29 protein-coding genes are annotated in these 25,862 nt (G+C 69.5%); 17 read left to right on the forward strand and 12 right to left on the reverse strand.

Translation table 11 applies throughout. From position 1 onward, the window contains the following. Positions 1-40: 40 nt before the first annotated feature. Positions 41-1,183, forward strand: coding sequence for a DUF998 domain-containing protein (locus BM342_RS14915; protein ID WP_092967552.1), 1,143 nt, complete (start codon positions 41-43; stop codon positions 1,181-1,183). Continuing rightward, entirely contained in the window at positions 1,180-2,619 is a 1,440-nt protein-coding gene (locus BM342_RS14920; protein ID WP_092967554.1) for a DUF2252 domain-containing protein, read from the forward strand. Before BM342_RS14915 ends, BM342_RS14920 begins: the two co-directional genes overlap by 4 nt. A gap of 39 nt (positions 2,620-2,658) precedes the next feature. Here BM342_RS14920 and BM342_RS14925 read toward each other — a convergent pair whose 3' ends face one another. Then, positions 2,659-3,024 (reverse strand): DUF2255 family protein, encoded by a 366-nt coding sequence (locus tag BM342_RS14925; protein ID WP_177232217.1) that lies wholly within the window; start codon positions 3,022-3,024, stop codon positions 2,659-2,661. A 126-nt stretch (positions 3,025-3,150) separates the two neighbouring features. Between BM342_RS14925 and BM342_RS14930 the strand changes: the two genes are divergently transcribed. Genes BM342_RS14930 through BM342_RS14945 form a run of 4 tightly spaced genes read left to right on the forward strand, consistent with a single transcriptional unit; the run spans position 3,151 to position 7,216 of the window. Further along, complete coding sequence (locus BM342_RS14930) at positions 3,151-4,197, forward strand: zinc-binding dehydrogenase (RefSeq protein ID WP_218154951.1); 1,047 nt, start codon at positions 3,151-3,153, stop codon at positions 4,195-4,197. Between the two features lie 8 nt (positions 4,198-4,205). Next, the gene (locus BM342_RS14935; RefSeq protein WP_255368835.1) at positions 4,206-5,720 is read left to right on the forward strand and encodes an MFS transporter; all 1,515 of its coding nucleotides are present in this window, start codon (positions 4,206-4,208) and stop codon (positions 5,718-5,720) included. A gap of 58 nt (positions 5,721-5,778) precedes the next feature. Next, the gene (locus BM342_RS14940) at positions 5,779-6,765 is read left to right on the forward strand and encodes an aldo/keto reductase (protein ID WP_092967562.1); all 987 of its coding nucleotides are present in this window, start codon (positions 5,779-5,781) and stop codon (positions 6,763-6,765) included. Positions 6,766-6,811: 46 nt separating this feature from the next. Then, on the forward strand, positions 6,812-7,216 hold the full coding sequence (locus tag BM342_RS14945) for a (R)-mandelonitrile lyase (protein ID WP_092967564.1): 405 nt from the start codon (positions 6,812-6,814) through the stop codon (positions 7,214-7,216). A gap of 182 nt (positions 7,217-7,398) precedes the next feature. On the opposite strand, the gene BM342_RS14950 is transcribed toward BM342_RS14945, so the two are convergent. Then, on the reverse strand, positions 7,399-8,295 hold the full coding sequence (locus tag BM342_RS14950) for a helix-turn-helix transcriptional regulator (protein ID WP_092967566.1): 897 nt from the start codon (positions 8,293-8,295) through the stop codon (positions 7,399-7,401). Positions 8,296-8,493: 198 nt separating this feature from the next. Between BM342_RS14950 and BM342_RS14955 the strand changes: the two genes are divergently transcribed. The 3 genes from BM342_RS14955 to BM342_RS14965 all read left to right on the forward strand — a co-directional run bounded on the left by BM342_RS14955 (position 8,494) and on the right by BM342_RS14965 (position 11,253). Next, complete coding sequence (locus tag BM342_RS14955; RefSeq protein ID WP_255368836.1) at positions 8,494-9,033, forward strand: GNAT family N-acetyltransferase; 540 nt, start codon at positions 8,494-8,496, stop codon at positions 9,031-9,033. A gap of 85 nt (positions 9,034-9,118) precedes the next feature. Continuing rightward, positions 9,119-10,591, forward strand: a complete 1,473-nt coding sequence (locus tag BM342_RS14960; RefSeq protein ID WP_255368837.1) for an aminopeptidase P family protein — start codon at positions 9,119-9,121, stop codon at positions 10,589-10,591. Continuing rightward, positions 10,588-11,253, forward strand: a complete 666-nt coding sequence (locus BM342_RS14965; RefSeq protein ID WP_255368838.1) for a GntR family transcriptional regulator — start codon at positions 10,588-10,590, stop codon at positions 11,251-11,253. The genes BM342_RS14960 and BM342_RS14965 overlap by 4 nt, the downstream gene beginning before the upstream one ends. A 137-nt stretch (positions 11,254-11,390) precedes the next feature. On the opposite strand, the gene BM342_RS14970 is transcribed toward BM342_RS14965, so the two are convergent. From BM342_RS14970 to BM342_RS15000, 7 genes are all read right to left on the reverse strand, one after another. After that, the gene (locus BM342_RS14970) at positions 11,391-11,873 is read right to left on the reverse strand and encodes a hypothetical protein (protein WP_143109897.1); all 483 of its coding nucleotides are present in this window, start codon (positions 11,871-11,873) and stop codon (positions 11,391-11,393) included. A gap of 114 nt (positions 11,874-11,987) precedes the next feature. Further along, complete coding sequence (locus tag BM342_RS14975; RefSeq protein WP_143109898.1) at positions 11,988-12,521, reverse strand: hypothetical protein; 534 nt, start codon at positions 12,519-12,521, stop codon at positions 11,988-11,990. A gap of 92 nt (positions 12,522-12,613) precedes the next feature. Beyond that, positions 12,614-12,940: a hypothetical protein gene (locus BM342_RS14980; RefSeq protein ID WP_092967576.1), complete on the reverse strand. Its 327-nt coding sequence runs from the start codon at positions 12,938-12,940 to the stop codon at positions 12,614-12,616. A 98-nt stretch (positions 12,941-13,038) separates the two neighbouring features. Next, positions 13,039-13,524: a DUF1801 domain-containing protein gene (locus BM342_RS14985; RefSeq protein WP_092968719.1), complete on the reverse strand. Its 486-nt coding sequence runs from the start codon at positions 13,522-13,524 to the stop codon at positions 13,039-13,041. A 149-nt stretch (positions 13,525-13,673) separates the two neighbouring features. Further along, positions 13,674-14,774 (reverse strand): class I SAM-dependent methyltransferase, encoded by a 1,101-nt coding sequence (locus tag BM342_RS14990; RefSeq protein ID WP_092967578.1) that lies wholly within the window; start codon positions 14,772-14,774, stop codon positions 13,674-13,676. Between the two features lie 194 nt (positions 14,775-14,968). Further along, on the reverse strand, positions 14,969-15,469 hold the full coding sequence (locus BM342_RS14995; RefSeq protein WP_092967580.1) for a hypothetical protein: 501 nt from the start codon (positions 15,467-15,469) through the stop codon (positions 14,969-14,971). 134 nt (positions 15,470-15,603) lie between these two features. Then, positions 15,604-16,059, reverse strand: a complete 456-nt coding sequence (locus BM342_RS15000; protein WP_255368839.1) for a GNAT family N-acetyltransferase — start codon at positions 16,057-16,059, stop codon at positions 15,604-15,606. A gap of 396 nt (positions 16,060-16,455) precedes the next feature. Between BM342_RS15000 and BM342_RS15005 the strand changes: the two genes are divergently transcribed. Beyond that, positions 16,456-17,001 (forward strand): hypothetical protein, encoded by a 546-nt coding sequence (locus tag BM342_RS15005; protein WP_092967584.1) that lies wholly within the window; start codon positions 16,456-16,458, stop codon positions 16,999-17,001. Positions 17,002-17,078: 77 nt separating this feature from the next. Continuing rightward, entirely contained in the window at positions 17,079-17,399 is a 321-nt protein-coding gene (locus tag BM342_RS15010) for a hypothetical protein (protein ID WP_143109899.1), read from the forward strand. A gap of 70 nt (positions 17,400-17,469) precedes the next feature. On the opposite strand, the gene BM342_RS15015 is transcribed toward BM342_RS15010, so the two are convergent. Further along, positions 17,470-18,210, reverse strand: a complete 741-nt coding sequence (locus BM342_RS15015; protein ID WP_092967588.1) for an endonuclease/exonuclease/phosphatase family protein — start codon at positions 18,208-18,210, stop codon at positions 17,470-17,472. Positions 18,211-18,455: 245 nt separating this feature from the next. Between BM342_RS15015 and BM342_RS19670 the strand changes: the two genes are divergently transcribed. Then, a complete protein-coding gene (locus BM342_RS19670; protein ID WP_143109900.1) occupies positions 18,456-19,250 on the forward strand; it encodes a hypothetical protein in 795 nt (264 codons plus the stop codon). An 88-nt stretch (positions 19,251-19,338) separates the two neighbouring features. On the opposite strand, the gene BM342_RS19675 is transcribed toward BM342_RS19670, so the two are convergent. Continuing rightward, positions 19,339-19,674 carry a hypothetical protein gene (locus BM342_RS19675; RefSeq protein ID WP_143109901.1) on the reverse strand — a complete coding sequence of 112 codons (336 nt, stop codon included), beginning with the start codon at positions 19,672-19,674 and terminating at the stop codon, positions 19,339-19,341. A 206-nt stretch (positions 19,675-19,880) separates the two neighbouring features. Between BM342_RS19675 and BM342_RS15030 the strand changes: the two genes are divergently transcribed. After that, positions 19,881-20,309, forward strand: a complete 429-nt coding sequence (locus tag BM342_RS15030) for a hypothetical protein (RefSeq protein WP_092967594.1) — start codon at positions 19,881-19,883, stop codon at positions 20,307-20,309. A gap of 91 nt (positions 20,310-20,400) precedes the next feature. On the opposite strand, the gene glsA is transcribed toward BM342_RS15030, so the two are convergent. Further along, positions 20,401-21,672 (reverse strand): glutaminase A, encoded by a 1,272-nt coding sequence (gene glsA, locus BM342_RS15035; protein WP_092967596.1) that lies wholly within the window; start codon positions 21,670-21,672, stop codon positions 20,401-20,403. 131 nt (positions 21,673-21,803) lie between these two features. On the opposite strand from glsA, the gene BM342_RS15040 reads away from it, so the two are divergent. The 4 genes from BM342_RS15040 to BM342_RS15055 are packed head-to-tail and all read left to right on the forward strand — an operon-like array spanning position 21,804 to position 25,844. Further along, positions 21,804-23,003 (forward strand): NAD(P)/FAD-dependent oxidoreductase, encoded by a 1,200-nt coding sequence (locus BM342_RS15040; RefSeq protein WP_092967598.1) that lies wholly within the window; start codon positions 21,804-21,806, stop codon positions 23,001-23,003. Then, positions 23,000-23,323, forward strand: coding sequence for a (2Fe-2S)-binding protein (locus BM342_RS15045; protein WP_092967600.1), 324 nt, complete (start codon positions 23,000-23,002; stop codon positions 23,321-23,323). Before BM342_RS15040 ends, BM342_RS15045 begins: the two co-directional genes overlap by 4 nt. Further along, a complete protein-coding gene (locus BM342_RS15050) occupies positions 23,320-24,930 on the forward strand; it encodes an FAD-dependent oxidoreductase (protein ID WP_092967602.1) in 1,611 nt (536 codons plus the stop codon). The genes BM342_RS15045 and BM342_RS15050 overlap by 4 nt, the downstream gene beginning before the upstream one ends. After that, positions 24,927-25,844, forward strand: coding sequence for a dihydrodipicolinate synthase family protein (locus tag BM342_RS15055; RefSeq protein WP_092967604.1), 918 nt, complete (start codon positions 24,927-24,929; stop codon positions 25,842-25,844). The genes BM342_RS15050 and BM342_RS15055 overlap by 4 nt, the downstream gene beginning before the upstream one ends. Positions 25,845-25,862 lie beyond the last annotated feature (18 nt).

Here is a 25,862-nt window from a genome sequence, read left to right on the forward strand (position 1 = left end):
CACGCGGTGAGTCGCGTGCGTGAGCCCGACGGAGGTTCCCTTGACGCATTCGACCTCGCTCGCCGGCATCGTCCGTCGCCCCATCGGCGATGCCGAGGCCCGCGAATCCACGGCGCTGCTCGTCGGTGCCGGCGCATTCGTGCTCGGCGCGGTGCCCGGGCTGTTCCTGTTCTGGGGCCGGGACCTGCCGATCTCCGGCCGGGGGTCGTTCGGCGACGCTGCGGCGATCGGCGCGGCGATCGCCGCGCTGCTCGCCTTCCTCTTCGGCTGCCTGCTGCGACGGTCTCAGCGGCCCGGCCCTGATGGGTCGCAGCAGTCGGCTCCCGCCCTGCGGCGCCTGCACTGGTTCGACATCGCCGCGCTGAGCCTCGCGCACGCGATCATCGCCCTGCTCGGCTGGGTCGGACTCGCCGCCGTGTTCGCCGCGGGGTTCGAAGGCGCGCTGCTCTACTCGGTGACCGCGGCGATCCTCGTCGGCGCGGTCATGGCGATCACCGCATACGCCTCGTTCCTGTCCGCGGTCAACATCACGCCCATGGTGCTGTCGATCGTGCTGGCCGCGTTCCTGGTCGTCGGCACGCTGGCGAGCACGCTCAGCGCGAGCGACCCGCTCTGGTGGCAGAAGAACCTCAGCACGCTCGGCATCAGCGACGACATCTCGTCGCTGACGTTCAACCTCACGCTGATCATCGCCGGCGTCATGGTCACCACGGTCGCCCACTACGCGACGGCCTGGCTGCCGACGAGGACGCCCGCCGAGACGCGCGGGCGAAACCTCGTTCGGCTGGCGCTCATCGTCATGGGCGTCATGCTCGCGTGCGTGGGCATCTTCCCGGTCGACGAGTTCCTCGAGATCCACAACCTCTCGGCGACGGGCATGGCGATCGTCTACGTGGTGCTCGTGATCGCGCTGCGGTCGCTCGTGCCGTCGATGCCGCGGGTGTTCCTCCTGCTCGGCTACGTGTTCGTGGCGGTCATCGTCGTGCTGGCGACCTTCTTCATCTCGGGCTACTACAACCTCACGGCGGTCGAGCTCGTCGCGTTCGCGCTCATCTTCGCCTGGCTCATCGTGTTCCTCCGCACCGCGGGTTCGATGGCCTCGAGGGATGCCGCATCCGCCGCCCAGGCGGTGCGGGCAGGCGCCCCGGCCGACCGGCCCGCGCCCGAGGCGGTGGAATCGTGAGCGATCGGGGCGTGCTGCCGCCCGCGCGCTTGCAGCCGAAGTCCGAGGACTTCGAGGCGCGCAGGGAGTCCGGTCGCGCCGCCCGCGCCCACACGCCGCGCCGGAGCCACGCGACCTGGGCTCCGACGTCGACGCGGCCCGACCCGGTCGCGTTGCTCGAAGGACAGGCCGAGTCGCGCGACCCCCTGCTGATCCCGCTGCGGCACGCGCGCATGAGCGTCTCGCCGTTCACGTTCTACCGCGGTGCGGCCGTGATCATGGCGGCCGACCTCCATGCCGCGACCGACAGCGGCATCGTCGTGCAGCTCTGCGGCGACGCCCACCTGTCGAACTTCGGCGTGTTCGGGTCGGCGGAGCGTCGGCTCGTGTTCGACATCAACGACTTCGACGAGACCCTGCCCGGCCCCTTCGAATGGGACGTCAAGCGACTCGTCGCGAGCATCGAGATCGCGGCCAGGCACCGCGGCTTCGATGACGACGAACGCCGCGAGGCCCGCCTCGCGGCGGTGCGCGGGTATCGGGAGCAGATCCTGCGATCCGCCGACGCCTCGGTGCTCGACGCCTGGTACGACACCGTCCCGGTCGAGCACGTGCAGGAGCTCGTTCGGCGTGCGGTCGACGAGGACCGCCTCGGCAAGAAGCAGATGAAGCGGTTCGAGTCGGTGGTCGCCAAGGCGCTCACGCAGGACCGCATGAAGGTCTTCTCGAAGCTCGTCACGAACGAGGGCGGTCGCATGCGGATCGCCGCGGACCCGCCGCTCGTGGTGCCGGTCGAGGACATCGCGACCGTCGACCACGAGCAGACCGAGGCGAAGATGCAGGCGGCCCTGCACGCATACCAGGGCACCCTGACGACCGAGCGGCATCCGATCGCGGAGTACAGCTACGTGCACATGGCGCGCACGGTACCGGGGGTCGGCAGCGTCGGCACCCGCACCTGGGTGGTGCTGCTGCGGGGGCGCGACGACGCGGACCCGATCTTCCTGCAGGCCAAGGAGGCGCAGCCCTCGGTGCTCGAGCGCTTCCTCGGGCCGAGCGAGTACGAGGAGCACGGCGAGCGCGTCGTGCGCGGCCAGCGGGTGATGCAGGCGACGAGCGACATCTTCCTCGGATGGCAGCGCGGGTACCCCGACGACACCGGGGTGCAGCGAGACTTCTACATCCGCCAGCTCAAGGACTGGAAGGGCTCGCTCGACCCCGAGGTCATGGTTCCGCGCGGGGCCGTGCTCTACGCGAGGGTGTGCGGCGAGACCCTCGCACGAGCGCACGGACGAAGCGGTGACCGAGTTCAGCTCGCCGCCTACCTCGGCACGTCGGACGTGTTCGACGAGTCGATCTCGGACTTCGCCGAGGCGTACGCCGACCAGAACGACCTCGACTACCGCGCCTTCACGGACGCGATCGCCGAAGGTCGGATCGAGGCCGCGCAGGCCTGAACCCGGGCGGCGCCGCGCTGGTGGAGGAGCCGCGCGAGCCTACTTCGGGTCGATGCGCAGCGTGGTGGCCCGCACCTCGGGCTTCATGAGCGACTGGGTCGCCGAACCGCGCCCGTACATCGCGAAGTAGGCGTCGTCGAGGTCGTCGTCGTGCGTGTCGTCGCGCGTGTACGTGACCTCGCGGGTCTGCCCGCCCCAGCTCACGGTGCCCTCGGAGTTGCGCGTGACGCCGCGGTACCAGCCGCCTTCCGGCCCCCGCACGGATCGTGCGTACAGGGCGCCGTCGACGACGGCGTGCCAGATGATCACGGGCGTGCGCAGGGTTCCGTCGTCGCGTCGGCCCGCGACGCGGATCTCCCCGGCGCGGTCGAGGGAGGCGAGTTCTTCGGCGGTCCACGTGCTCATGAGGGTCCCTTCGTGACATCCGTTCTCCTCCATCTTCGTCGCGGGCCGCCCAGCGAGGCAGGGTCTGGGAGTACCGGTCTCGGCAGTGACTCCCGTGCGCTCGCACGTGGGCGTTCGATGGAGACCATGAAGGCAACACTCATGTACGGCGCCGGCGATGTTCGCGTCGAGACCGTTCCCGACCCCGTCCTCCGCCACGACACCGACGCGATCGTGCGCGCCGTCCGCGCCTGCGTGTGCGGCAGCGACCTGCACCCCTTCCACTCCATGCCCCACGGCGAGCACGGCACGGCCATGGGCCACGAGCTCATCGCCGTCGTCGAGCGGGTGGGCACGGCCGTCACGACCGTGAGGCCCGGCGACTTCGTGATCGCGCCGTTCGCGTTCCAGGACAACACGTGCGTGTTCTGCCGGGAGGGATTCCAGACCTCGTGCGTGCACGGCGGATGGTACGGCGGCGCGAACGGCGGACTGCAGGCCGAGCTCGCGCGCATCCCGCAGGCTGACGGCAGCCTCGTCGTCGTGCCCGGCGTCGACCCCGCGACCGCCGACGAGTCGCTGCTCGCCTCGCTGCTCGCGCTGTCGGACGTCTACCTCACCGGCTACCACGCGGCCCACATGGGCCGGGTGGAACCCGGCAAGACGGTCACCGTGATCGGCGACGGCGCGGTCGGCCTCTCGGCCGTGCTCGCCTCGAAGCTGCTGGGCGCCGAGCGCATCATCCTCATGGGCCACCACACCGCGCGCACCGACCTCGGGGTCGAATGGGGCGCGACCGATGTCGTCGCCGAGCGCGGCGCCGAGGGCGTCGCGAAGGTCATGGAGCTCACCGGCGGCGAGGGCAGCCACGTCGTGCTCGAGGCGGTCGGTCACATGCCCGCCTACGAGCAGGCGTACGGCATCGTGCGCCCCGGTGGCGTCATCTCGCGGGTCGGCGTGCCCCAGTACGAGGAGGCGCCGATCGGGTTCGGCTCGCTGTTCGGCAGGAACGCGACGCTGACCGGCGGACCGGCGCCCGTGCGCGCCTACCTCGAGGCGGCGATCCACCAGGTGCTCGACGGTGTGATCGAGCCCGGCCGCGTGTTCGACCGCACGGTCTCGATCGACGAGGTGCCGTCGGCGTATGCCGCCATGGACGCGCGCGAGGCCCTGAAGGTCATGGTCGCGTTCTGATGTCGCGCGTGCAGCAGGCCGAGACGGGGTCGGTTCCGGTGACGGATGCCGCGGCATCCGGTTCGCGTCGGGTGACGGATGCCGCGGCATCCGCAGCTCCGACCCCGCGGCGTACGGGCGCGATCCTCGCGATCATCCTGCTCAGCTACTTCATGATCCTGCTCGACAACTCGGTGATCTTCACCGCGCTGCCGAGCCTCGAAGCGGATCTCGGGCTGAGCGCCGGCGAGCTGTCGTGGGTGCAGGACGCCTACACGCTCGTGTTCGGAGGCCTGCTGCTGCTCGGCGCGCGCGCCGGCGACCTCCTCGGCCGTCGCCGGGTGTTCGTGTTCGGCCTCGTCGTCTTCTCGGCGGCGTCGCTGCTCGTCGGCCTCGCGACCACCGACTGGTGGATCATCGGCGCGCGTGCGCTGCAGGGCGTGGGCGCGGCGATCGTCGCGCCCTCGTCGCTGTCGCTCATCACCGCGAGCTTCCCGGCGGGCCGCGAGCGCGCGAGGGCCGTCGCCCTCTACGGCGCGACCGCGGGCATCGGCGCGAGCCTCGGCCTCGTCGTGGGCGGCGCGTTCGCGACGTGGATCTCGTGGCGCGCCGGGTTCTTCATCAACGTGCCGATCGGGCTGGCGATGATCCTGCTCGCACCGCGGTTCCTGCCCGAGACCGAGCGAGCCCGCGGCCGCTTCGACGTGATCGGCGCGCTCACGGCGACGCTCGGCATCGGGGCGATCGTCTTCGGCGTGATCCACGCCGCCGAGACGTCGTGGGGATCGCCGGTCACGGCCGCCTCGCTCGTGGTCGGCGCGATGCTGCTCGTCGTGCTCGTGCTGACCGAGGCCCGCGTCGCGCAGCCGATCATGCCGCTGCGGCTCTTCGCCAGCCGCGTGCGCACGGGCGCCTACGTCGGCCGCATGCTCTACATGGGCGCCATGATCGGCTTCTTCTACTTCACGACCCAGTTCCTGCAGGGCGTGCTCGGCATGAGCCCGATCCAGGCGGGTGTCGCGTTCCTGCCGATGACCGTGGTCAACTTCGCCGTCGCGATGCTGATCCCGCACCTCACGCGCCGCTTCGGCGAGGGGCTGCCGCTCGTGGTCGGCGTCGCGCTCACGGCCGCCGGCATGCTCTGGCTCAGCCGCCTGGCGCCTGACACCGCCTACCTCACGGGCGTCGCGCTGCCGATGGTCGTCATCGGCGCCGGCCAGGGGCTCGTCTTCGCGCCGCTCACCTCTGCGGGCATCGTCGGGGCCACCGCTCGGGATGCCGGTGCCGCGTCGGGGCTCGTCAACACGTTCCACCAGGTCGGGATGTCGCTCGGCCTCGGCGTGCTCGTCGCGGTGGCTGCGGCATCCGGAACCGGAACCGGCGTCGCGGACCTCGCGAACCAGGTGTCGGCGGCGTTGACTGGGGGCAGCGCGATGCTCGGGCTCTGCCTCGTCGTCTGCGCGGCACTGATCCTGCCCCGGATGCCCCGGGCGGCCGCCGTGCCCGAAGCGGGCGTCGGGACACCCGCTCGCCCCACCCCCTGACGCCGAAACCGGTCAGCGAACCGAACACCGAACTCCCAACCGAACGAAGGAGCAACTGATGCACACGCGAACACTCGGACAGGGACTCGAGGTCTCGGCCGTCGGACTCGGCGCCATGGGCATGTCGCAGAGCTACGGGCCGAATCCGGGCGACCGCGACGACATGATCGGCGTGCTGCGGTACGCCGTCGAGCACGGCGTGACGTTCATCGACACCGCCGAGGTCTACGGGCCGTGGGTCAACGAAGAGCTCGTCGGCGAGGGGATCGCCCCCATTCGTGACCAGGTCGTCGTCGCCACGAAGTTCGGCTTCGACATCCGCGACGGGCAGATGCACGGCGTCGACTCGCGTCCCGAGCAGATCCGTCGGGTGGCGGATGCCTCGCTCCACCGTCTCGGCGTCGACGTGCTCGACCTCTTCTACCAGCACCGGGTCGACCCGAAGGTGCCCATCGAGGACGTCGCCGGAACCGTCGGCGAGCTCATCGCCGAGGGAAAGGTGCGCCACTTCGGGCTCTCGGAGGCCGCCGCGGCGACGATCCGACGGGCGCACGCCGTGCAGCCCGTCACCGCGGTGCAGAGCGAGTACTCCCTCTGGACCCGCGACCCCGAGGCCGAGGTGCTGCCGACCTGCGCCGAGCTCGGCATCGGGTTCGTGCCGTTCAGCCCGCTCGGCAAGGGCTTCCTGACCGGCACGGTGACTGCGGACTCGACGTTCGGCGCCGGGGAGATCCGCGCCCGGGTGCCGCGCTTCGAGCGCGAGAACCTGCTCGCCAACCAGGCGCTCGTCGACCACGTGCGCGCGCTCGCCGATGCCCGCGGTGCCACGCCGGGGCAGGTCGCGCTCGCCTGGTTGCTCGCGCAGCACCCGTTCATCGTGCCGATCCCCGGCACGCGCCGCCGCGAACGCGTCGACGAGAACGCCGCCGCAACGGCCGTCGCGCTCTCCGCCGACGACATGGCCGACCTCGACGGGCTCGCCGACCGCATCGGCGTCGCCGGCAACCGCTACGACGAGGCCGGCATGGCCGCCGTCGGGCTCTGACCTGCGGCCACCGACATCCGCTGACACCGAACGAAGGAGAACGACGATGAGCACGCGACTGCAGCTCAAGGCACCGACCGTGAAAGGCCCCGAGGCCTGGTTCACGGGTGACGTGTACTTCAACGCCTACTACGCGGGCGAGGAGCCGTCGCGCACGCGACTGAACCTCGTGCGCTTCACGCCCGGCGCGCACACCGCCTGGCACCGGCATGCCGTCGGGCAGACCCTGCACGTGACCGAGGGGCTCGGTTACGTGCAGAGCCGCGGCGAGGAGCTCATCGAGCTGCACCCCGGCGACACGGTCTACACGCCCGCCGGCGAGTGGCACTGGCACGGCGCGACCGCCGACCAGTTCATGTGCCACCTCGCGCTCTGGGAGGCGCCCGGCGGCGGCGAGCCCGAGACGGAGTGGGGCGCGCTGCTGACCTCGGACGAGTACCCGGGCCACTAGGTCACGGCCGCCGCCCGCGGCATCCGCTCCGACCCTGACGGGAGGAGTTCGCGCGCTCGGGAGGATCGTTTCGGCCGAGACGTCCTCCGCTCGTGCGGATCTCCTCCCGCCGGTGGTGCGGGCTGGCGTGCATGACGTGTGAGCGGGCTGCGCGCCGGACGATGTCGCTGCGGCGCGGGCGGTTACTCGACGGGCGTCGCAGGGGCGGCCGGCGCGGAGTCGGCGAGCGCCTCGGCATTCGTCGCGGCCCACGAGGCGAGCAGCTTCAGCGCGTCGGCCGACGCCGAGTCGGCGGGGGCCGTGTAGACGTTGAGCACGAGCCCGGGTTCGCTCGGCAGGTCCATCGACTCGTAGTTCAGGTCGAGGTCGCCGACGACGGGGTGGTGCAGGCGCTTCAGCCCGCTGCGGTGGAACTTCACGTCGCGAGAGGCCCAGCGCTCGCGGAACAGCTCGCTCTGCGTCGAGAGCTCGCCGACGAGCTTGATGAGCTCTGGGTCATGGGGGTTGCGCCCGGCCTCCAGTCGCAGCATCGCCGCGGCGTCGTGCGTGATCTGGTCGTAGTCGCGCCAGAACTCGCGGGCCGCGGGGTTCAGGTATGCGAAGCGCGTGGTGTTGACGGGCCGCCGCGGGTCGTCGAAGACGGGGGAGTAGAGCGCGCGCGCCAGCCGGTTCGCGGCGAGGATGTCGTGCCGCCCGTTGCGCACCCACGCGGGCGCGTCGCCGATGGCGTCGAGCACCTGCTGCACGGCCGGTCGCACCGAGGTCTTCGGCTTCGACACCCGTCTCGGGGCGGGCCCGGCCGCCCGCGCGAGGTCGAACAGGTACTCGCGTTCGGCGTCGTCGAGCTGCAGCGTGCGGGCGAGCGAGTCGAGCACGCTCTCGGATGCCCCGGCGAGGTCGCCGCGCTCGAGCCGCACGTAGTAGTCGACCGAGACGCCCGCGAGCATCGCGACCTCTTCGCGCCGCAGGCCGGGCACGCGCCGGTTGCCGCCGTAGGCCGGGAGCCCGGCCTGGTCGGGCGTGATGCGGGCGCGCCTCGAACTCAGGAACTCCCGGATGTCGGCGCGCACGTCTCCCATGCCTCCACGGTACGTCCGGGCACGCCGTCGTGGGAGGTCCTGCGGGTACCGGTCTCGGGCCGGGCTCTTCACGGTCGACGGATGCCTCGGCAACCGCCGAACCCGGCCCGGTCGGGAACGGCTGCTAGCGTGGTTCGCTGCCACGCGGCATCCGCTCGATCGGATCGTCGAGATGACCGTGGCCGACGGAGGTGGCACGTGCTCGAACCGGTCGAACTCGACGGGGGAGTCGTGGTGCGTGCGCTCGCCGCGGGCGACGGACCCGCGCTCGCCGCGGCCTACCGCCGCAACCGCGAGCACCTCGCGCCATGGGAGCCCGAGCGTGCCGAGTCGTTCTTCAAGTCTGCGACGCACGAGCGCGAGGTGGCCGCGCTGCTGCGCCAGGTCGATGCCGGCACGGCGATCCCGCTCGTGCTCGTCGACGGCGACGAGATCATCGGGCGGGTCAACCTCTCTGACCTCGTGCGCGGCGCGTTCCAGAACGCGCACCTCGGCTACTGGATCGACGGCGAGCGCACCGGCGAGGGGCTGGCGACGATGGCCGTCGGGGTGGCGCTGCACGCGGCTCGCGACGCCGGGCTGCACCGGGTACAGGCCGGCACCCTCGTGCACAACGAGGCGTCGCAGGCGGTGCTCGCGCGCAACGGGTTCGAGCGCTTCGGGCTCGCCCCGCGGTACCTGCGCATCGCGGGCCGGTGGCAGGACCACGTGCTCTTCCAGCGCCTGCTCGAGGACTGATCGGCGCCGAAGCACTCGACCACGGCGTTCGCAGCAGCGTAATATGTCACCCATTACATAGTGGAGCCGAAGGAGAATCCCCACGATGAACGAACCGGGCACGCTCACGCACGAGCACGCCGACGCCGCGCCAGCAGCAGCCTCCATGCCGACGCCCGAGGCGCGCGATCCGCGCCTGCCGCGCCTGCGCGAGGTGCCCGCGTTCCTCGAGTACATGGCGACCGGGTGGGAGGCTCCCGACCGCACGCCACCCGTCGAACCCGGCGTCGCCGCGGCAACCGCCGCCCATCGGGCGCGCCTGAGCGCCGCGCTGCCCGGCCGCACCATCGTCGTCGAGTCCGGCCGCGCGCCCGTGCGCGCGAACGACACGTACTACGGCTTCCGGCCCGACAGCGACTTCTTCTGGCTGAGCGGATGCGACGCCGAAGACGCCGTCGTCGTGCTGACGCCCGCGGGGTCGGGCCACGACGCCACCCTGTTCGTGCCGTCGCCCGCCTACCCTGGCGACCCCGACTTCTTCGCGAACGCCGCGCACGGCGAGCTCTGGGTCGGATCCGCGCCCGGCGCGTCAGACTGGGCCGCCGCCCTCGACGTCGAGGTGCAGCCGCTCGAGCGGCTGGCCGACCTCGTGCGGCCGAGCGACGACGTGCTGCGGTTCGGCACGGCGAACTCGGAGCATGCGGCCCTCCGCGGTATCCGCCGCTCACCTGAGCTCGGCCGAGTGCTCGCCGAGCTCCGCATGATCAAGGACGACTGGGAGGTCGGCGAGCTGCGCCGCGCGGTCGACGCGACGGTCGAGGGGTTCCGCAGCGTCATCCGCGAGATCCCGAACGCGATCGAGTGGGGCGGCGAGCGCTGGCTGCAGGGCACGTTCGACCGGCACGCCCGCACGTTCGGCAACGGCCCGGGCTACTCGACGATCGTCGGATCGGCCGAGCACGCGCCGACCCTGCACTGGGTGCGCTGCGACGGCCCGGTGAAGCGCGACGAGCTGCTGCTGCTCGACATGGGCGTGGAGGCGCGCAGCCTCTACACGGCCGACGTCACGCGCACGTTCCCGGCCTCCGGAACGTTCAGCACCGCCCAGCGCGAGGTGCACGACCTGGTCGAGCGTTCGCACCGCGCCGGGCTCGCCGCCGTCGGCCCGGGCCGCCAGTGGAGCGACTTCCACACCGCCTCGATGGAGGTCATCGCGCATGGCCTCGCCGACTGGGGGCTGCTGCCAGTGTCGGTCGACGAGGCGCTCTCGCCCGAGGGGCAGCACCACCGCCGCTACCTGGTGTGCGGCGTCGGCCACCACCTCGGGCTCGACGTGCACGACTGCGCGCACTCGAGCTACGAGGCGTACCAGCAGGCCCCGATGGCACCCGGCATGGTGCTGACCGTCGAGCCCGGCCTCTACTTCCACGCGTTCGACACGACCCTGCCGCCCGAGCTGCGCGGCATCGGTGTTCGCCTCGAGGACGACATCCTGGTCACGGCCACCGGTTCCGAGGTGCTGTCGGCGGCGCTGCCGATCGACGCGGCCGGCATTGAGCAGTGGATGCGGACGCAGTGACCGAGATCCGCCCCGTCGAGCAGCAGCTGAGCCTTCGCGCACGCGTCGAGCAGGCGCTGTCGGCGGCGATCATCTCAGGCGAGCTCGCGCCCGGCGAACTGCTCACGGTGCCGACGCTCGCCGCACGGTTCGACGTGTCGGCCACGCCCGTGCGCGAGGCGATGCTCGATCTCGAGAGCCGCGGATTCGTCGAGCCCGTGCGCAACAAGGGCTTCCGCGTCACGACCGTGAGCCCCGAGGTGCTGCGCGAGATCGTCGAGGTGCGCCAACTGCTCGAGCCACCCGCAATGGAGGAGCTCGCGCGACGGTTCCCGGCCGACGAGCTGCCCGCCCTGACGGCGCTCGCCGAGCGCATCGTCGACGGTGCCCGCACCGGCGACCTGCGCACGTACCTCGAGTCCGACCTCGAGTTCCACCTCGCGCTCACCAGGCTGCTCGGCAACCGGCTGCTCGTCGAGACGGTCGCCGACCTGCGCTCGCGCACCCGGCTGGTCGGGCTCTCGGACATGCTCGAGACGAAGGCGCTCGACGAATCCGCGGCCGAGCACCTCGAGCTGCTGCGGCACCTCGCCGACGGCGACGCCGCGGCCGCGCGCGACCTCATGCACCGTCACATCCACCACACGCTGGGCTGGTGGGCGGGTAACCCCGAAGGGGAGTAGGCGCGGTCGGCGCGTCGCGATGAAGCGGTATGCGGATGCCGCGGCACGGCCATTCGCGTCAGGTCGCCGGTCGTGGCGACACCGCGTGAACCTGTTGCCCCTGCGGTCGTTCGCTCGTTCGCTCGTTCGCTCGTTCGCTAGGAGCCGCTGATCGCTCGGGCCAACGCTTCGGGATCTGCGCCCGGAGGAAGGGCGATCACAGCGGTGTCGCCCTGCATCGGCTCCACCACGGTGACGGCCGACAGCACGTCGTCGCCGACCTTGATCACCAAGCGTGCGGTGCCGGCGGATTCGGCGGCCTCGGCCGTCAGCGCCTCGAAGACCTGTGCGCCGTCCTCGTCGAACTTCACGTCGACCGCATCGGTGCTGCCATCCGAAACAGCTTCTGCCGTTTCGACGCCGGCTCGTACGAAGTCTGCATCGACGATCAGGACGTACTCGCCGTTCACCGAAACGCACTCCGGCGCGGATCCCGAGGTGCAGGTCTGCGCGACGGCCATCTCGAGCCCGCCTTCGCCGCCCGCTGGGCTGCCCTCTCCCGAACCGTCGCCTGCGGAGCATCCGCTCATCGCCAGAATGAGGAGCCCGACGGCTGACAGCCTGCAGACCTGGGAACCCATCGACGCTCCTTCTCGAGCCCTGTTCCGAGCTCTCTCGCTGAAAGAGCAAGGCTACCGTCGCGGCCGCGTCGGGGCTCGATTGTCGCAGAGCGGGATCCGTCTGCCGCGGTGTCGTCAGCCGTCGAAGACCTCACCGCTCGCGAATGCTGCATCCTCTGGCAGCTGGTCGACGAGAGCGTCGGGGCACTCCGTGAAGATGGTGCGGGTCGCTGACTTCTGCGCGGGGTCGAGTTCGGACGTGATGCCGTAACAGGTGTACACCTGGCTCGGGCCGTCGTAAGTACGTCCGTCCTCGGTCGGGACATCGGGGCGCGGTCCCGACGTGATGAACACGGAGAACCGTGCCGTGGAGTCGGTCCATGACATGTCGTACAGCGCGACTCCACCCGACCTCAGGTCGGGGATCGTTTCGGCCGTTCCGTCCCAGCGGCTACCGCCGAGGCCGGCAAGGTACTCCTCGGGGTCGTGGCTTGATGGGGCATGGAACGCCAGCGGATCCTCGAAGTCGGCGACTTGCCGCCAGAGTACGCCGTCTATCCCGCTGTCAGCGCCCCGGTACTCGACGGGGTCACTACACCCGCAGAGCGCCGCGACGGTTGCGACAGCGCCTATGACCGACATCGTCCGAGCAGCCCTGTGGTTCGTCACGCGAGCGGACTCCCAACTCCTCGTGGCCGTGCTTTCGGCGGCCCAGTCCCGATGGCCTCGGAAGCCGATCAGCTTCGGGCACGTGCGTGCCGTCAGTCCGATCGGGTCATGCGGATGGTAAGTGCGGTGCTGCCCGGACGGAAATCGCCAGCCAGACGGATGAAGTTTCGGTGGCTGATCCAGCCATGCTCGCGCGATTCGGCGTGGCTGACCGTTTCGACGAACAGTTCGAACCTCCGCTCGCCCCTCTCTCGGGCCAGCCATGCAAGTACTTCCTCGACTGAATCCGCTCCACTGATTCGCTGCGGATCATGCTGGGCCGCCTGCTCGACGTCATCTCCAGTCCAGAAGCAGACCCAGTACACCGATGCGTCTTGCTGCTGCGCTTCGAAGAACGACTCGTCCCATTCGGCCCGCATGCGACTCCTCTCCTGCAGGCTACGACGCTATCGCCGAGCGCATGTTTCGGCCACACATGAGCAGGCACACCCGGCTCCGCGGTTCGGATCGGTGCGGACTACCGTCTCCTGCTGCCGCCCATGCCCGGAACGGAGGTGACCTGTCTCATCCATGCGGCGATCTGACCCCGGTCCATGTCTGCTTTCGTGCGGAATTCCACGCCCCGCGTCGCCTTGCCCATTCCCACCGGGACCACCGGCGGCACCGGATCGAGCAGCGTCGCTCCGTTGATGAACATGAGCTTCACGTCGCCGGCGAAGCCGCCACAGCTGAAGCACCACCCCTCGCCGACTCCGTAGTAGGCCATCCCCCACTTCACCGCCCTGTGGAGGTTGGGCAGCGTCTCGGCAGCCAGCACATCGACGGCCTCGGCGATGCCACGCTGTGGTTGCGGGAGACTGGCGATGTAGGCGAACACCGGCTCATCTCCCACGGCCGCCTTCGCGGGGCTCGCCCTCCCGGTCATGGCCTCCGGCAACTCGAAGTCCGGCCGGACTTCCGTTGCGTCGTCTGGAACGCCTGCGCCCTTCTCGCTGCTGGCCATTTCGAACCCCGCCTCGCTCCGGATCTCCCATCCGATACGTGACAAGGTACAGATGCGGCGGAAGGCGCACCACCGAATGGTGGGAACGCGCCAGAGCACATGTCGGGTTCATGGCCTGTGACGTGCGACTCAGGCTGGGGAAACTCGCCTCACCGCTCGAGGAGGGTGAACCTGAACGCGGCGAACCCGTCGATCGGCAGGATGCTGACTGCTGAGAAGCCTGCTTCGCGCGCATAGCGTTCGAGGGTCGCGCGTCGCATGACGGTGCCGGTCGCCACGGAGCCCGGTGTCGACATCGAGTCGGGGAGGCAGATCAGCAGGCTGTATCCGTACATCACCCGCTCGGTTGCGTCACCGGGAGGCGAGAACGTCTCGGCGACGGCTTCGTCCATCACGACGACGACCCCATCAGGTCGGACCGCGCGCCTGATCGAGGAGAGCACGGCCACGGGGTCCGGCATGTCGTGCAATGCCTCGAACACGAACGCGGCGTCGTAGCGGTCTTCGCCCTCGTCGGCGAGCTGCTCTCCTCGGAGCTCGGAGAATGTCACGTTCTCGAGCCCTGCGGCATGTTCGTGCGCCGCCTCGATGGAGGGGGCATCGATGTCGAACCCGTCGACGATCGCGTCGGGGTATGCCCTGGCGAGCGCGATCGTCGACCATCCGTGCCCACACGCGACGTCGGCGATTCCGGCATCCGGTCGGGAGAGCACCTCATGCACGCGTGGGACGGATGCGAGCGCGTTCGCAAGCTCATTCTCGAACCACGGGCGATTGATATCGCCCTGACCGTCGCGCACGGCAGCGCCGAACGCCGCCCACGGAACCCCTCGACCCGACCGGTAGGCGTCCGCGAGGTCGGGCATGCGCAGCGCGACCGCGGCGAACATGTCCGCCAGCGGCGCGGAGTACCCGAGCGAAGCGCGGTCGGTGAGCACCTCGGCCTGCGCGGCCGGCAGACGAAACTTCAGGTCGTCGTCCTCGCCGCCGCCTTCGACGTCGAGGATGCCCGCAGTCGCCTGCTGCTCGAGCCACTCGCGCGCGTACCGCTGATCGATGCCCGTTCGCGCGGAGAGCTCGGCCGCCGTGGCCGGCGCACCCCGGAGCGCCGCGTAGAGCCCGAGGCTGGAACCGATGTGGATGGACAGCGTCTCCATCCCACCGAGGAACCGGTCGAACACCCACCCCGCGAATTCCTCGACCTGCTGCTCATCGGCCGTGTCGTCGTCGCGATCCACCGTGTCGTCCATCGCGCACCCCCTGGTCGATATGACGGCATCGACCAGCGACATGCTAGAACTCGCACTCTCCATCCACCAGACATTCGGTGCCAGCCCACCCACGGGCGTCGACCAGGCGGCCCGGATGCGGATCCCTTACCGCGAACTCACATCGATGCTGACTCCCGCCAGCGGCGATACCCGGGAAGAGCCTTGGCACGCCCCTACTGATCGGATAAGCGATGGCTCCCTGCAAGATACGTCGCAGCGGCTTCCTCCTCGAGCTGGCGCATTTCTTCGTTTGAGAGCGGAGCGAACTCATCGCTCTTCACACCACTAATCGACACGCCAGTGGAGGTTCTTGCAGCCAAGACCCCGCCCTCCATCCATTCAGACGTAAACAGATTTGGCGGGTCCGCAAAGGGAAGGCCTTCACTGCCGAGCCAAGCAACCCTCGCGCCAGCCGACAAAAGTGCTTGAAGCCAGCGATCAATCTCCGCCAACGTGGCGCGATAGACATGTTCTTCATCGAACGCGCATTCGACGCAGAGAATCTCCCAGCTGTCGCCGGACAAACGAAAGTAGCGCAGGTCCGTCGTGTGCATGGCCAGGCCCTCCAGGCCCATCGTGCCGTCTGGTGTGACTGATTCAGGCCACAGTCCGTAGAGGATGAACCCGAACTGCTCAGCGCCATCAACGAACACGGACGTTGCACGCATCGTCATTCGAGACCTCAATTCACGTCGCACAGGGCTGGTCGCGTCCGAAGTCGTGACCTGACCTGCGGTCTTGGCCTTTCACACCATAACGAAGACGTCCTCCCACCGATCTGGTCGGTGAATCTCCGCAGGTGGATCCGTTAGCGCGAAGCGGTCTCGTCAATCGGCTGAGGGGTGAAGCGCAACACGTTGGTGTCCCTGCGGACGAATCCCACAGCCTCGTATAGGCGCAGTGCTGACTCGCGCGATGGGCGTGAGGTGAGATCGAGCGTCCGAAGTTCACGCTCAGAAGCGAGGCTCGTCAATCGCTCGAGAAGGAGCCGCGCGACACCTCGGCCTCTTATCGTCGCGTCGACCACCACATCCTCGACGTGACCGCGCCAACCTGTCGGCAACGGCACGGTGACCAATGTGGCCATCCCGACGATGCGGCGGCCGTCACGAGCGACGAACAACTCGATGCAATCGCGATCGAGCATCGCCACGATGCGCGATCGGTCGAACGCTGCCGTGGAGAGCTGGCCGAGCAGCTTCTCAAGCTCGGTGGCATCGGGGTCGCTCAACTCCGAAAGCAGCTCTATCTGCACGCTCGCCACGCTTATGTCGGAAGGCTACCGGGCAGCGTGCCATCACGTCGTTCTAGGATCCGCAAGAGACGCGTCGGGTGGGAGTCATCGCTGACCTACTACCGCCGTGGCCGCTTACGGCGCTGGACAAACCAGTCGATGAGAACGACCGAGGCCACGAGCACAATGCCAACGAAGGCGATTAGCCCTGCCTCTGGACCGCCGAGAGACAGAGGCGGGCGGGCCACCGCAAGCAAGGTCATTCGCCAAGGCTACGTGCCTACGCCGAAGCGGACTTCCTGCAGGCCGCTTACGCGCACCCCTCCAGACCACTACCCAGTCAACGAACCGTCTCGCACGCGGATGGTGAAGCGATCAGGCCGATTCCTGCTGAATGACCTCGGTCGCATCCAATAGATTCGCCGCATGACGAAGACCCGAACCGGCCGCGCCGCCCTCACCGCGCTGCTCACCATTTCTGCGTTCACGCTGGTCGGCTGCAGCGCTGCGGTCGCGGGTGAACTCGCATCCTCGGCCGCTCCGAATGTGGCCGCGACGGTTGCACCGCCGACCGCGGAGGTGACCGCGCAAGCTTCGGAGGCGCAGACGCCGGATGTGACGGAGGCCGCGGCGGCTTCGATCGCGTATGGGGCTGACATCGACCTCGACGCCGTGTTGTATCCGGACAGCCTGCAGGGAGACGAGCTCGCCAACGCACGCGAATGGATGCAGACCAACGCGATCACGGCCCAGTGCATGAAGGAACAGGGGTACGACTACACGTTCACCCCGTACTGGGCCTTCACGCTGAATCCGGAACCGAGCTGGATCGCGAAGCTACCCGAGGATCAGCAGGCAGCCGCAAGAGTCGCGCTCGATGGATCGGGCCAAACTCCTGGTGAGTACCGCTGGGAGGACGCCGGATGCTGGGGATACGCCGTCCACGTCATGGGCAACGACGATGAGCACTGATCATGCCCTCTGAGTTGCGAGTGAAGTCCGTTCCGATGGGTCAGAAGTCCTCGACGCGGGGCACCGGCTGGCTCATCGTGCTCGCCTTCGTGTCGATCTTCGCCACGTTCTTCTTGTCGGCGCTGCTCGCGTTGAGCCTGGACGAGCACGGGGGGTATATCGCGGCCTTCCAAGAGAACGGCGAACGGCAGGCTGCGATGAATGCCGATGAGGAGCTGTTCGGTGTCGGATTTGCTTCGTTCCTGCTCGTCGCCCTGTGGCTGGCGGTCACGGGTGCCGCGTTCGCGATCGCCGTCGGCACCGGGCTGCCGGTGCTTCGGACGACGGTGACCGCCTCGATCGTGTTCGTGGTGATCGCAGGCGTGTTTCTCTGCGCCTGGCTGCTGTTCGCCGTCTAGGGCGTGTCTGCCTGTGCGCGTGGCCAGCCGAGGATCCATGAGTGAGGCGCGAGCACGACGTCTCGTTTGATCAGCCGGTTCTCGGCAGATGCGGCTTCGACCGGAACTCCTCACTGAACTCCAGAATCAACGCTGCGTGGTCCGTTGCTTTTTCCGCGAGTGGAATCTGGTCATAGAAAGCGTTGAGCACGTCGTCGAGAAGCGAGGGGTGGACGTAGGCATGGTCGACCCGGAACCCGTTACCCCTGGTGCTGAACCAGGAGTACTCCCGTCTGTCAGGATGCGAACGCCGCCACGGATCGACATACCCGGTTGCTTCGAGCGCGGCGAGTCGATTGGCGCCATCGAACCCGGCTCCTGCCGGAGCTTTGTCCAAGGTGTTCGTGCCTGTGTTCCAGTCGCCGATCAACACTCCTGCGTTGAGATGGCCGCTGGCGGCCGCTGAGATGACGGCATCCCAGTAGGGCAGCTTGAGCTTCCTCTGGGGAAGGTAGACCCCGACGAGATTCAGCCCCATTGTCTCCACTGCCCAAAGCCGATGTGGATCCAGGTCGGGGTCCAAGTCCTGAGCCAACGACCATGAGCGGTCGATCGTCGAACGCGATGCGAGGGCGATCCCATTGGACGAATCCGGTGGGAGTGATGTCGTTGTCTCATATCCGAACGAATGCAGCCCGTCGATGAGGGCTACGCCAGAAGATCGGAACTCGGTGAGCACGAGGACGTCTGCGTCGATCCGCTCGATCTGCGCGAGAAGCGAGGGGATGCGTGGGCCGCCACCATGCCGCAGGTTCAGCGTCGCGATCCGCATCCAATCGTTCCCTTCCTGATGGAGGACACATGGTCAACACTCAGGGGTGAGCCTACTCAGGCGATCCGCGGCCGGCTCCGGGCCCCAGTCATCGCCCATACCTCCGCACCTGCCAGCAGGCGGATCCGCTTCCGGCTGCCCGGACTGACTGGCTGACCGTTGGTCACGCTCTACGTCATGCTCTGGGATGAACGGATGTCGGTTGCTTCACTGTGCCTGGGTCGGCGACACATATCCTTTTCGTCATGCCGTCCGCCGAGTTCATAGGTCGTAGTCAGGGCGCCGTGATCTTGTTCCCAGCGATCGATGATCGATCTGCAATCGCGATACGCACCCTCGTGCCGGCATACCCGCGACTTGGTGGCAGTTCATTCCCAGTGGTGCTCGGCACCGCGAACGGCCTCGAGTTCTGGAATGACCGAAACAAGGATCGGCCAGCGGCCGAGCTCTCGTGGCGAGAGGTCGTCGGCGTCAGCGGCCCCGGGCCGGCCGGGAGGGCCGGCGGCTTGAGGGTTCGAGTGCGTCGGGGCGACCGCGCCCAGACAGCTGAGATTCCGCTCCGCCCGGGCGGCGTTGGACCTCAAACCTTGCCTGCGGCCACCGTTGACGTCATCGCGAACCGGCTCCGCTTGATGGGCAGTGCCGCCGGCTTCGCGACGGACGTCCCCGAGGAACGAACCTCCATGGTGACGCTCCTGCCTGGGCGCGACTCACAGAGCTTCGCAGGAAGAGCATTTCGTGCGACGCTCGCAGCACTGGCTTGCATCGCCGGGTTCTTTCTCATCATGCTCGCACCGGTCGAACTCCGCAGAGAGCCATTCATCTTCGTCCCGGCGATCGTGATTCTGGCGCTGTTCTTCGTACTTTTATTCATCTCCTACGCACAGCGGCAGTACGCCCGCGACCGCTCCATTCAGGAGGAGCAAGCCGGCTATCGAATCACCGGAGCACCATGGCCAGTCGGCACACCGCTCGTAGACCGACGCACGGGAGAACGAGTGCATGTGCCCGACGGGACGGCACCGCGCCACACCGTGTGAACGAACCCGCCCTCCGGTCGATTGAGAGGAGATGATCGGACGCCGCGCAAGCGGATCCGCCTATGCCCATGGGGCCGACGGGCCCTATCTAGATCCCGCTCCTCACGTTGAAGGTCAGTCGTGCCATTCGGATGAGCCGCTCGAAATAAGGCTGAGCGTCTTCCGGCAGCTGGACCAGCACGGCCTCGAGCTCGCGGACCGTGGCATGGAGCCGATCGCGCTCGTCAGGACGCAGAGACCGCGCGCGCGTTGCGAATCCGTAGATATCTGCATCAACCATCACAGGATCGATCCCGCCGTATTCGCTACCGCGCTCCACTGCTTCCGGCCAGGGAGCAGCCAAGTGCTCATGCATCAAGGTCCGAAGTCCACGCCGAATCACGCTGCCGAGATTACCGGTGAGCACAGGTTTGCCGTGGGTCACTAGCCGGTCCGCCTGCGGCGCTTGGTCGCGCCACCGCTTCCGAGGATTCCGCCGCGGGGCTAGCCCTGCTGTGCTGCCTTCCAACGCCGGAACAACGAATTCCAGGCAACCCCACACCGCCGCAATCGTTCCGACGGCTTGGCGGAGTTGGCGCAGCTGGAACCGGGTGGAAGTCCTCTCACTCGGCGAGTCGTATCATCGCCCTGATGGTTGGCGATGAGAGTGCAGGGGCCCAGGGCCCGTTCATTCTCTATGGGCGAGTGGACGCTATTCAGGGCTGGCCGTTCGCGAAACACTTCCGCTTGGTTCGGTTCCTGTTGGTTTGCATTGCTGGTTTCGGCGGTGCCGCGCTGATGTGGTTCTGGCTGAGAGTTCCACTTCTCTGGCCGGGCCTGTCCTTCATCTGCCTCAGCGGTGTTGCGTTGCTGGTGGGCCTCGCCAACATCCCAGCGCAGACGAAGGCATCGACCGCGGAACGCGCCAAGGGGTACACGACAAGCACTCGTGGTTTCGTGGAGTACGCGGAAGTCGACCCGAAATCTGGTCGGGTCATCAGAATTCCAGGTGAGCCGTTACTCGAGGACGATGAGCGAGACCGCCGCCTCGAGATCATCAGCGAGTTGGCCATCGACTGAAGGCAGGGTCACCCTAGATAGGGGCCAACCGCATTGGAATGGCACCGAGGCCGTGCAGGCGCGAAACGGGCTCGCGAAGATGAACGGGCCGTCAGTCGTCGAGGTCGACGTCGAGCACGCCGTCGGGGTCGCGCAGCTCGACGCGGGGGCGACCGTCGGGCGCCCGGCCCGAGGCATCCACCGCCCAGCGCAGCAGCCGGACGGCGGGACCGCCTACGCGCGTGACGGCGCCGAAGTCGAGCACGAGGCGGCCCTCGGACTCGAGCAGGGGCATGAGGCGTGCGAGCACCTCCTCGGCCGCGGCGAAGTTGAGGTCGCCGCGCAGCATGGCCACGACCTCGTCGCCGGCGACCTCGCGGTCGGACCCGGCGCCGCCGACCGAGATCTCGTCGATGGGTGAGAGCGGCGGGTCTCGGTGTTCGAGCATATGCAGCCCATGGCGTTCGCTCAGCTCCTCGAGCACCGCGATGCCGCGCACGCTGTTGCCGCGCGGGTCGAGCCTGGGGCTGAAGGTGCCGATGCCGAACTGCTCGGGCTGGAGTGCGGCGATGCCGCCTCCCACGCCGCTCTTGGCGGGCAGGCCGACCCGCACGAGCCATTCGCCCGACGCGTCGTACATGCCGCAGCTGGTCATGACGGCGGTGGTCCACCTGGCGGCGTCCTCGCCCACGACGCGTTCGCGGGTGACGGGGTTCACACCTCCGTTCGCGAGGGTCGCGGCCATGATCGCGAGGTCGCGGGCGGTGACGACGAGCGAGCACTGCCGGAAGTAGGCGGTCGTCGCGACCTCGGCGGTCGAGGCGAGCGTGCCGGCCGATCTGGCGAGGTAGGCGAGCGCGCGGTTGCGGTCGCCGGTCGACTGCTCTGACGCGTACACGGCTTCATCGACGTCGAGCGTGCGACCGGCGAACGCTGAGAGCCCCGCAGAGATGACGGCGAACTTGTCGTCGGCGCGGTCACCACGAACGAGGGAGCTCGTGACGATCGCGCCCGCGTTGATCATCGGGTTCAGGGGCCGGCCGGTGTGTTCGTCGAGGCTGATGGCGTTGAACGGCTCGCCGCTGGGTTCGAGGCCGACGTGCCTGGTCACGTGCGCGAGTCCGAGCTGCTCGAGGGTGAGGGCGAAGACGAACGGCTTCGAGACCGACTGGATGGTGAACCGAGCGTCGCTGTCGCCGGCCTCGTGCACGGTGCCTCGCACACTCGCGAGGGCGATGCCGAGCTGCTCGGGATCCTCGAGGGCGAGCTCGGGGATGTACGACGCGACTGCGCCGGAGGTCTTCGGCCTGGCCCGATCGAGCACCGAGGCGAGCGCGATGCTCAGCGGTGACGGCGTGCTCGGATCCGACTCGTCGGCGCTCATGGGCACAGCCTAGGGCTGAGCAGGCGCGGCGCCGGGCTGAGCACGCGGGAGGCCGCGGACCCACCCGTTGTGCCGGCAGTGGATATGTGACATATTACTGTCAGATCAAGTCGACGACGAGAGGAGCGCCCGTGATCGCCGACGTCGTCATCGTGGGCGCCGGCATCGTCGGCGCGGCGTGCGCGCGGGCGCTCTCCATCGCCGGAGTCCGCGTCACGGTGCTCGAACGCGGCGCCGCGGCATCCGGAACCAGTGCCATGGGCGAGGGCAACCTGCTCGTCTCCGACAAGGGCCCCGGCGCCGAGCTCGATCTCGCCGTGTACGCCGCATCGCTCTGGCCGAACCTCGTCGCGGAGCTCGCCGACGAGCTCGGGTCGGCGTTCCCCTCACTCGAGTACGAGCGCAAGGGCGGACTGGTCGTCGCGACGACGGATGCCGGTGCCGCGCCGTTGCTGGCCTTCGCGGCGAGCCAGCGCGCGGCCGGCGTCGACGCGCGGGCCGTGTCGGTCGGCGACGCGCTCGCGCTCGAACCGTGGCTCAACCCCGCGATCACCGCGGGCGTGCACTACCCCGACGACGCGCAGGTGCAGCCCGTCATCGCGACCGAGGCGCTGCTCGCCTCGGCCCGCCGCCACGGCGCCGTCGTGCGCACGGGGGTCGCCGTCACCGGCGCGACGCGCGACGCGACCGGCGGCGCGCAGGACCGAATCACGGGCGTCACGACCTCCGAGGGCGATGTGCACGGGGACGCCGTGCTCATCGCGGCCGGCCCGTGGTCGGGCGAGGTCGCGAGCACGATGGGCGTGCGCCTGCCCGTGAAGCCCCGCCGCGGCATGGTCCTCGTCACGACGCGCATGCCCCACCGCGTGTTCCACAAGGTCTACGACGGCGACTACTTCGGCGCCACGCAGTCGTCGGACGCGGCATTGCAGACCTCGAGCGTGGTCGAGTCGACCGCCGCCGGCACCGTGCTGCTCGGCTCGAGCCGCGAGCAGGTCGGGTTCGACGACCGGCTGCGCGTCGACGTGATCCGCGAGGTCGCGGGCAAGGCGTTGCGACTGTTTCCGTTCCTCGCCGACGCGTCGATCATGCGCACGTACGGCGGGTTCCGCCCCTTCATGCCCGACCACCTGCCGGTGATCGGCGAAGACCACCGGGCGCCCGGCCTCTGGCACGCGAGCGGACACGAGGGCGCCGGAATCGGGCTCTCGCTCGCGACGGCCGAGCTCATCGTCGCCGGCATGCTCGGCACGCCCGCGCCGCTCGACCCGACCCCGTTCGGCGTCGACCGCGCGTCGCTCGCGCCGCACCTCGAGGAGGCCGCACGATGACCGCGCGCATGGTGCCGTCGAAGCGCGACCCGATCCGCCCTTCCGCTGCGGCGCCGGTCGGCATCACGGTCGACGGCGAGCCCGTCGCCGGTGTCGAGGGCCAGACCATCGCAGGCGTCGTGCTCGCGACCGGCCGCCTCTCGTGGCGCACGACCTCGGCCGAAGGTCGCCCCCGCGGGTTGTTCTGCGGCATCGGCGTGTGCTTCGACTGCATCGTGACGGTCAACGGCGAACGCGACGTACGGGCCTGCCAGCGCCGCGCGACCGACGGCGACGTCGTCGAGACGCAGCACGACGAGCTCCCCGAGGCGACGCCATGAGCCCCGCAGTCGGCACGTCCGCCGTGACCGCCGCTTCCCGCACCGTGCTCGTCGTCGGCGCCGGCCCCGCCGGGCTCGCGGCGGCAACGGCGGCACGTGAGCGCGGGGCATCCGTGACCCTGCTCGATGCGGCCGACGCCACGGGCGGACAGTACTGGCGGCACCTGCCCGCCGCGCGCCCCTCGGCGAACGAGCGCGCGCTGCACCACGGCTGGTCGACCTACACGGTCCTGCGCGATGCGCTCGAACGCGATCCCGGGTGCGAGATCGTGCTCGGCGCGCAGGTCTGGGCCGTCGAGCAGCTCGGCACGCCACCGGGAGCAGAGCAGCCGAGCAACGAGCGGCCGAGCAGCGAGCAGCCGGGCGGCGAGCATCCGAGCGCCGAGCACGAGCCAGCGGATGCCGCGGGCGCCCCTGCGTCCGTCGCGGTGCACGTGCTCGTGGGCCCGCCCGACGGCACCGCCAGGCGTGGCCGCACGTTCCGGCCCGACGCAGTCGTGCTCGCGACGGGCGCCCACGACCGCACGCTGCCGTTCCCCGGATGGGACCTGCCGGGCGTCTTCACGGCCGGCGCCGCGCAGGCGTTCGCGAAGGGCGAGCGGGTGGCCCTCGGCGAGCGCGTCGTCATCGCGGGCGCCGGGCCGTTCCTGCTGCCGGTCGCCGCATCGGTCGCCGCGACCGGCGCGAGAGTGCTCGGCGTCTACGAGGCGAGCCGGGTCGCCGGACTCGTGCGCGGCTGGCTGCCGAAGCCCTGGCAGCTCGTGGGAGCCGCGAAGAAGGGCGGCGAGCTCGCCGGGTACGTAGGCACGCACCTGCGGCATCGCATCCCGTACCTGACGGGCCGGGCGGTCGTCGCCGCGCACGGCACCGACCGCGTCGAGGCCGTCACGATCGCCGACGTCGACGCCGACTGGCGCCCGATCGCCGGAACCGCGCGACGCGTCGAGGCCGACGCCGTGTGTGTGAGCCACGGGTTCACGCCGAGGCTCGAGCTGCCGATCGCCGCAGGCTGCGAGCTCACGCCCGAGCGGTTCGTGCGCGTCGACGAGGGTCAGGCCACGAGCGTGCCGGGCGTCTTCGCCGCGGGGGAGATCACGGGCATCGGGGGCGTCGATGCCGCGCTCGCCGAGGGCGAGATCGCGGGCCACGTCGCCGCAGGCGGATCGCCGCGCGACGGCGACCTCGCCGAGGCCGTCGGCGCGCGCCGCACGTTCACGGGCTTCGCGGCGCGCATCGAGGCGGCGCACGGCATCCGTGCTGGGTGGACCGCCTGGCTCGACGACGACACGATCGTCTGCCGCTGCGAGGAGGTGCCCTACGGGCGCCTGCGCGAGACCCGCGAGGCGACCTGCGCGAGCGGCCTGCGCTCGATGAAGCTCACGACCCGTGCCGGCCTCGGCATCTGCCAGGGACGCATCTGCGGGCGCACGGTCGAGGAGCTGATCGGCACCGCCTCCGCACCCGGCGCGCCCGCGGCATCCGTCACCACCGACCGAAGGCCGATCGCGTCGCCGCTCCGCATCGGCGAGCTCGCTGCGCGCGACCACCCGCACGACGAGCACCAGACCACCACCACGCACCACGCGTCCGAGAAGGGACACCCATGACCACCCAGAAGTTCGACCTCGGCGGCGTCGTCGTCGCGACCACGCTCGCTTTCAAGGAGGACGCGTCGGCGCCCGCCGGCCTCGCCGTCGACTACGACCGGTTCGCCGCGCACTGCGACTTCCTCATCGAGAACGGATGCCGCGGCGTCGGCCCGAACGGATCGCTCGGCGAGTACTCGAGCCTCACCGACGCCGAACGTCGCAAGGTGATCCAGGTCGCCGTCGAGACCGTCGCCGGACGCGGACTCGTCGTCGCGGGCGTGCACGGCGTCGGCTGGCACCAGGCCGTGCAGTGGGCCGAGTACGCCAAGGCCGACGGCGCCGACGGCGTGCTCGCGCTGCCGCCGACGATCTACCGCGCGAACCGCAGCGAGGTCGTCGAGCACTACACGCGCCTGAACGAGGTCGGACTGCCGATCATGCTCTACAACAACCCGTTCGACACGAAGGTCGACCTCGTGCCCGATCTCGTCGCCGAGCTCGCGCAGCTCGAGAACGTCGTCGCGATCAAGGAGTTCACGGCCGACATCCGCCGCGTGCTCGAGATCAAGGAGCTGTGCGACATCGACGTCATCGCGGGCGCCGACGACCTGCTCTTCGAGTCGCTCGTCGTCGGCGCGACCGGTTGGTTCGCGGGCTACCCGAACGCGTTCCCGAAGGAGGCCGTCGAGATCTACGACCTGGTCACGGCCGGTCGCATCGACGAGGCGCGCGAGCTGTACACGCACCTCGTGCCCGTGTTCCGCTGGGACTCGAAGACCGAGTTCGTGCAGGCCATCAAGCTGTCGATCGACCTCGCCGGGCAGAGCTACGGTGGACCCACGCGCCCGCCGCGCGGCCCGCTCTCGGCCGAGCACGACGCGCAGGTGCGCCGCGACACGCAGAAGGCGCTCGACCACATCGCGAGCCGCTGAGTCGGGCGGGCCGGAGGA

Source organism: Agromyces sp. CF514 (assembly GCF_900113185.1).
Classification (GTDB): Bacteria; Actinomycetota; Actinomycetes; order Actinomycetales; family Microbacteriaceae; genus Agromyces.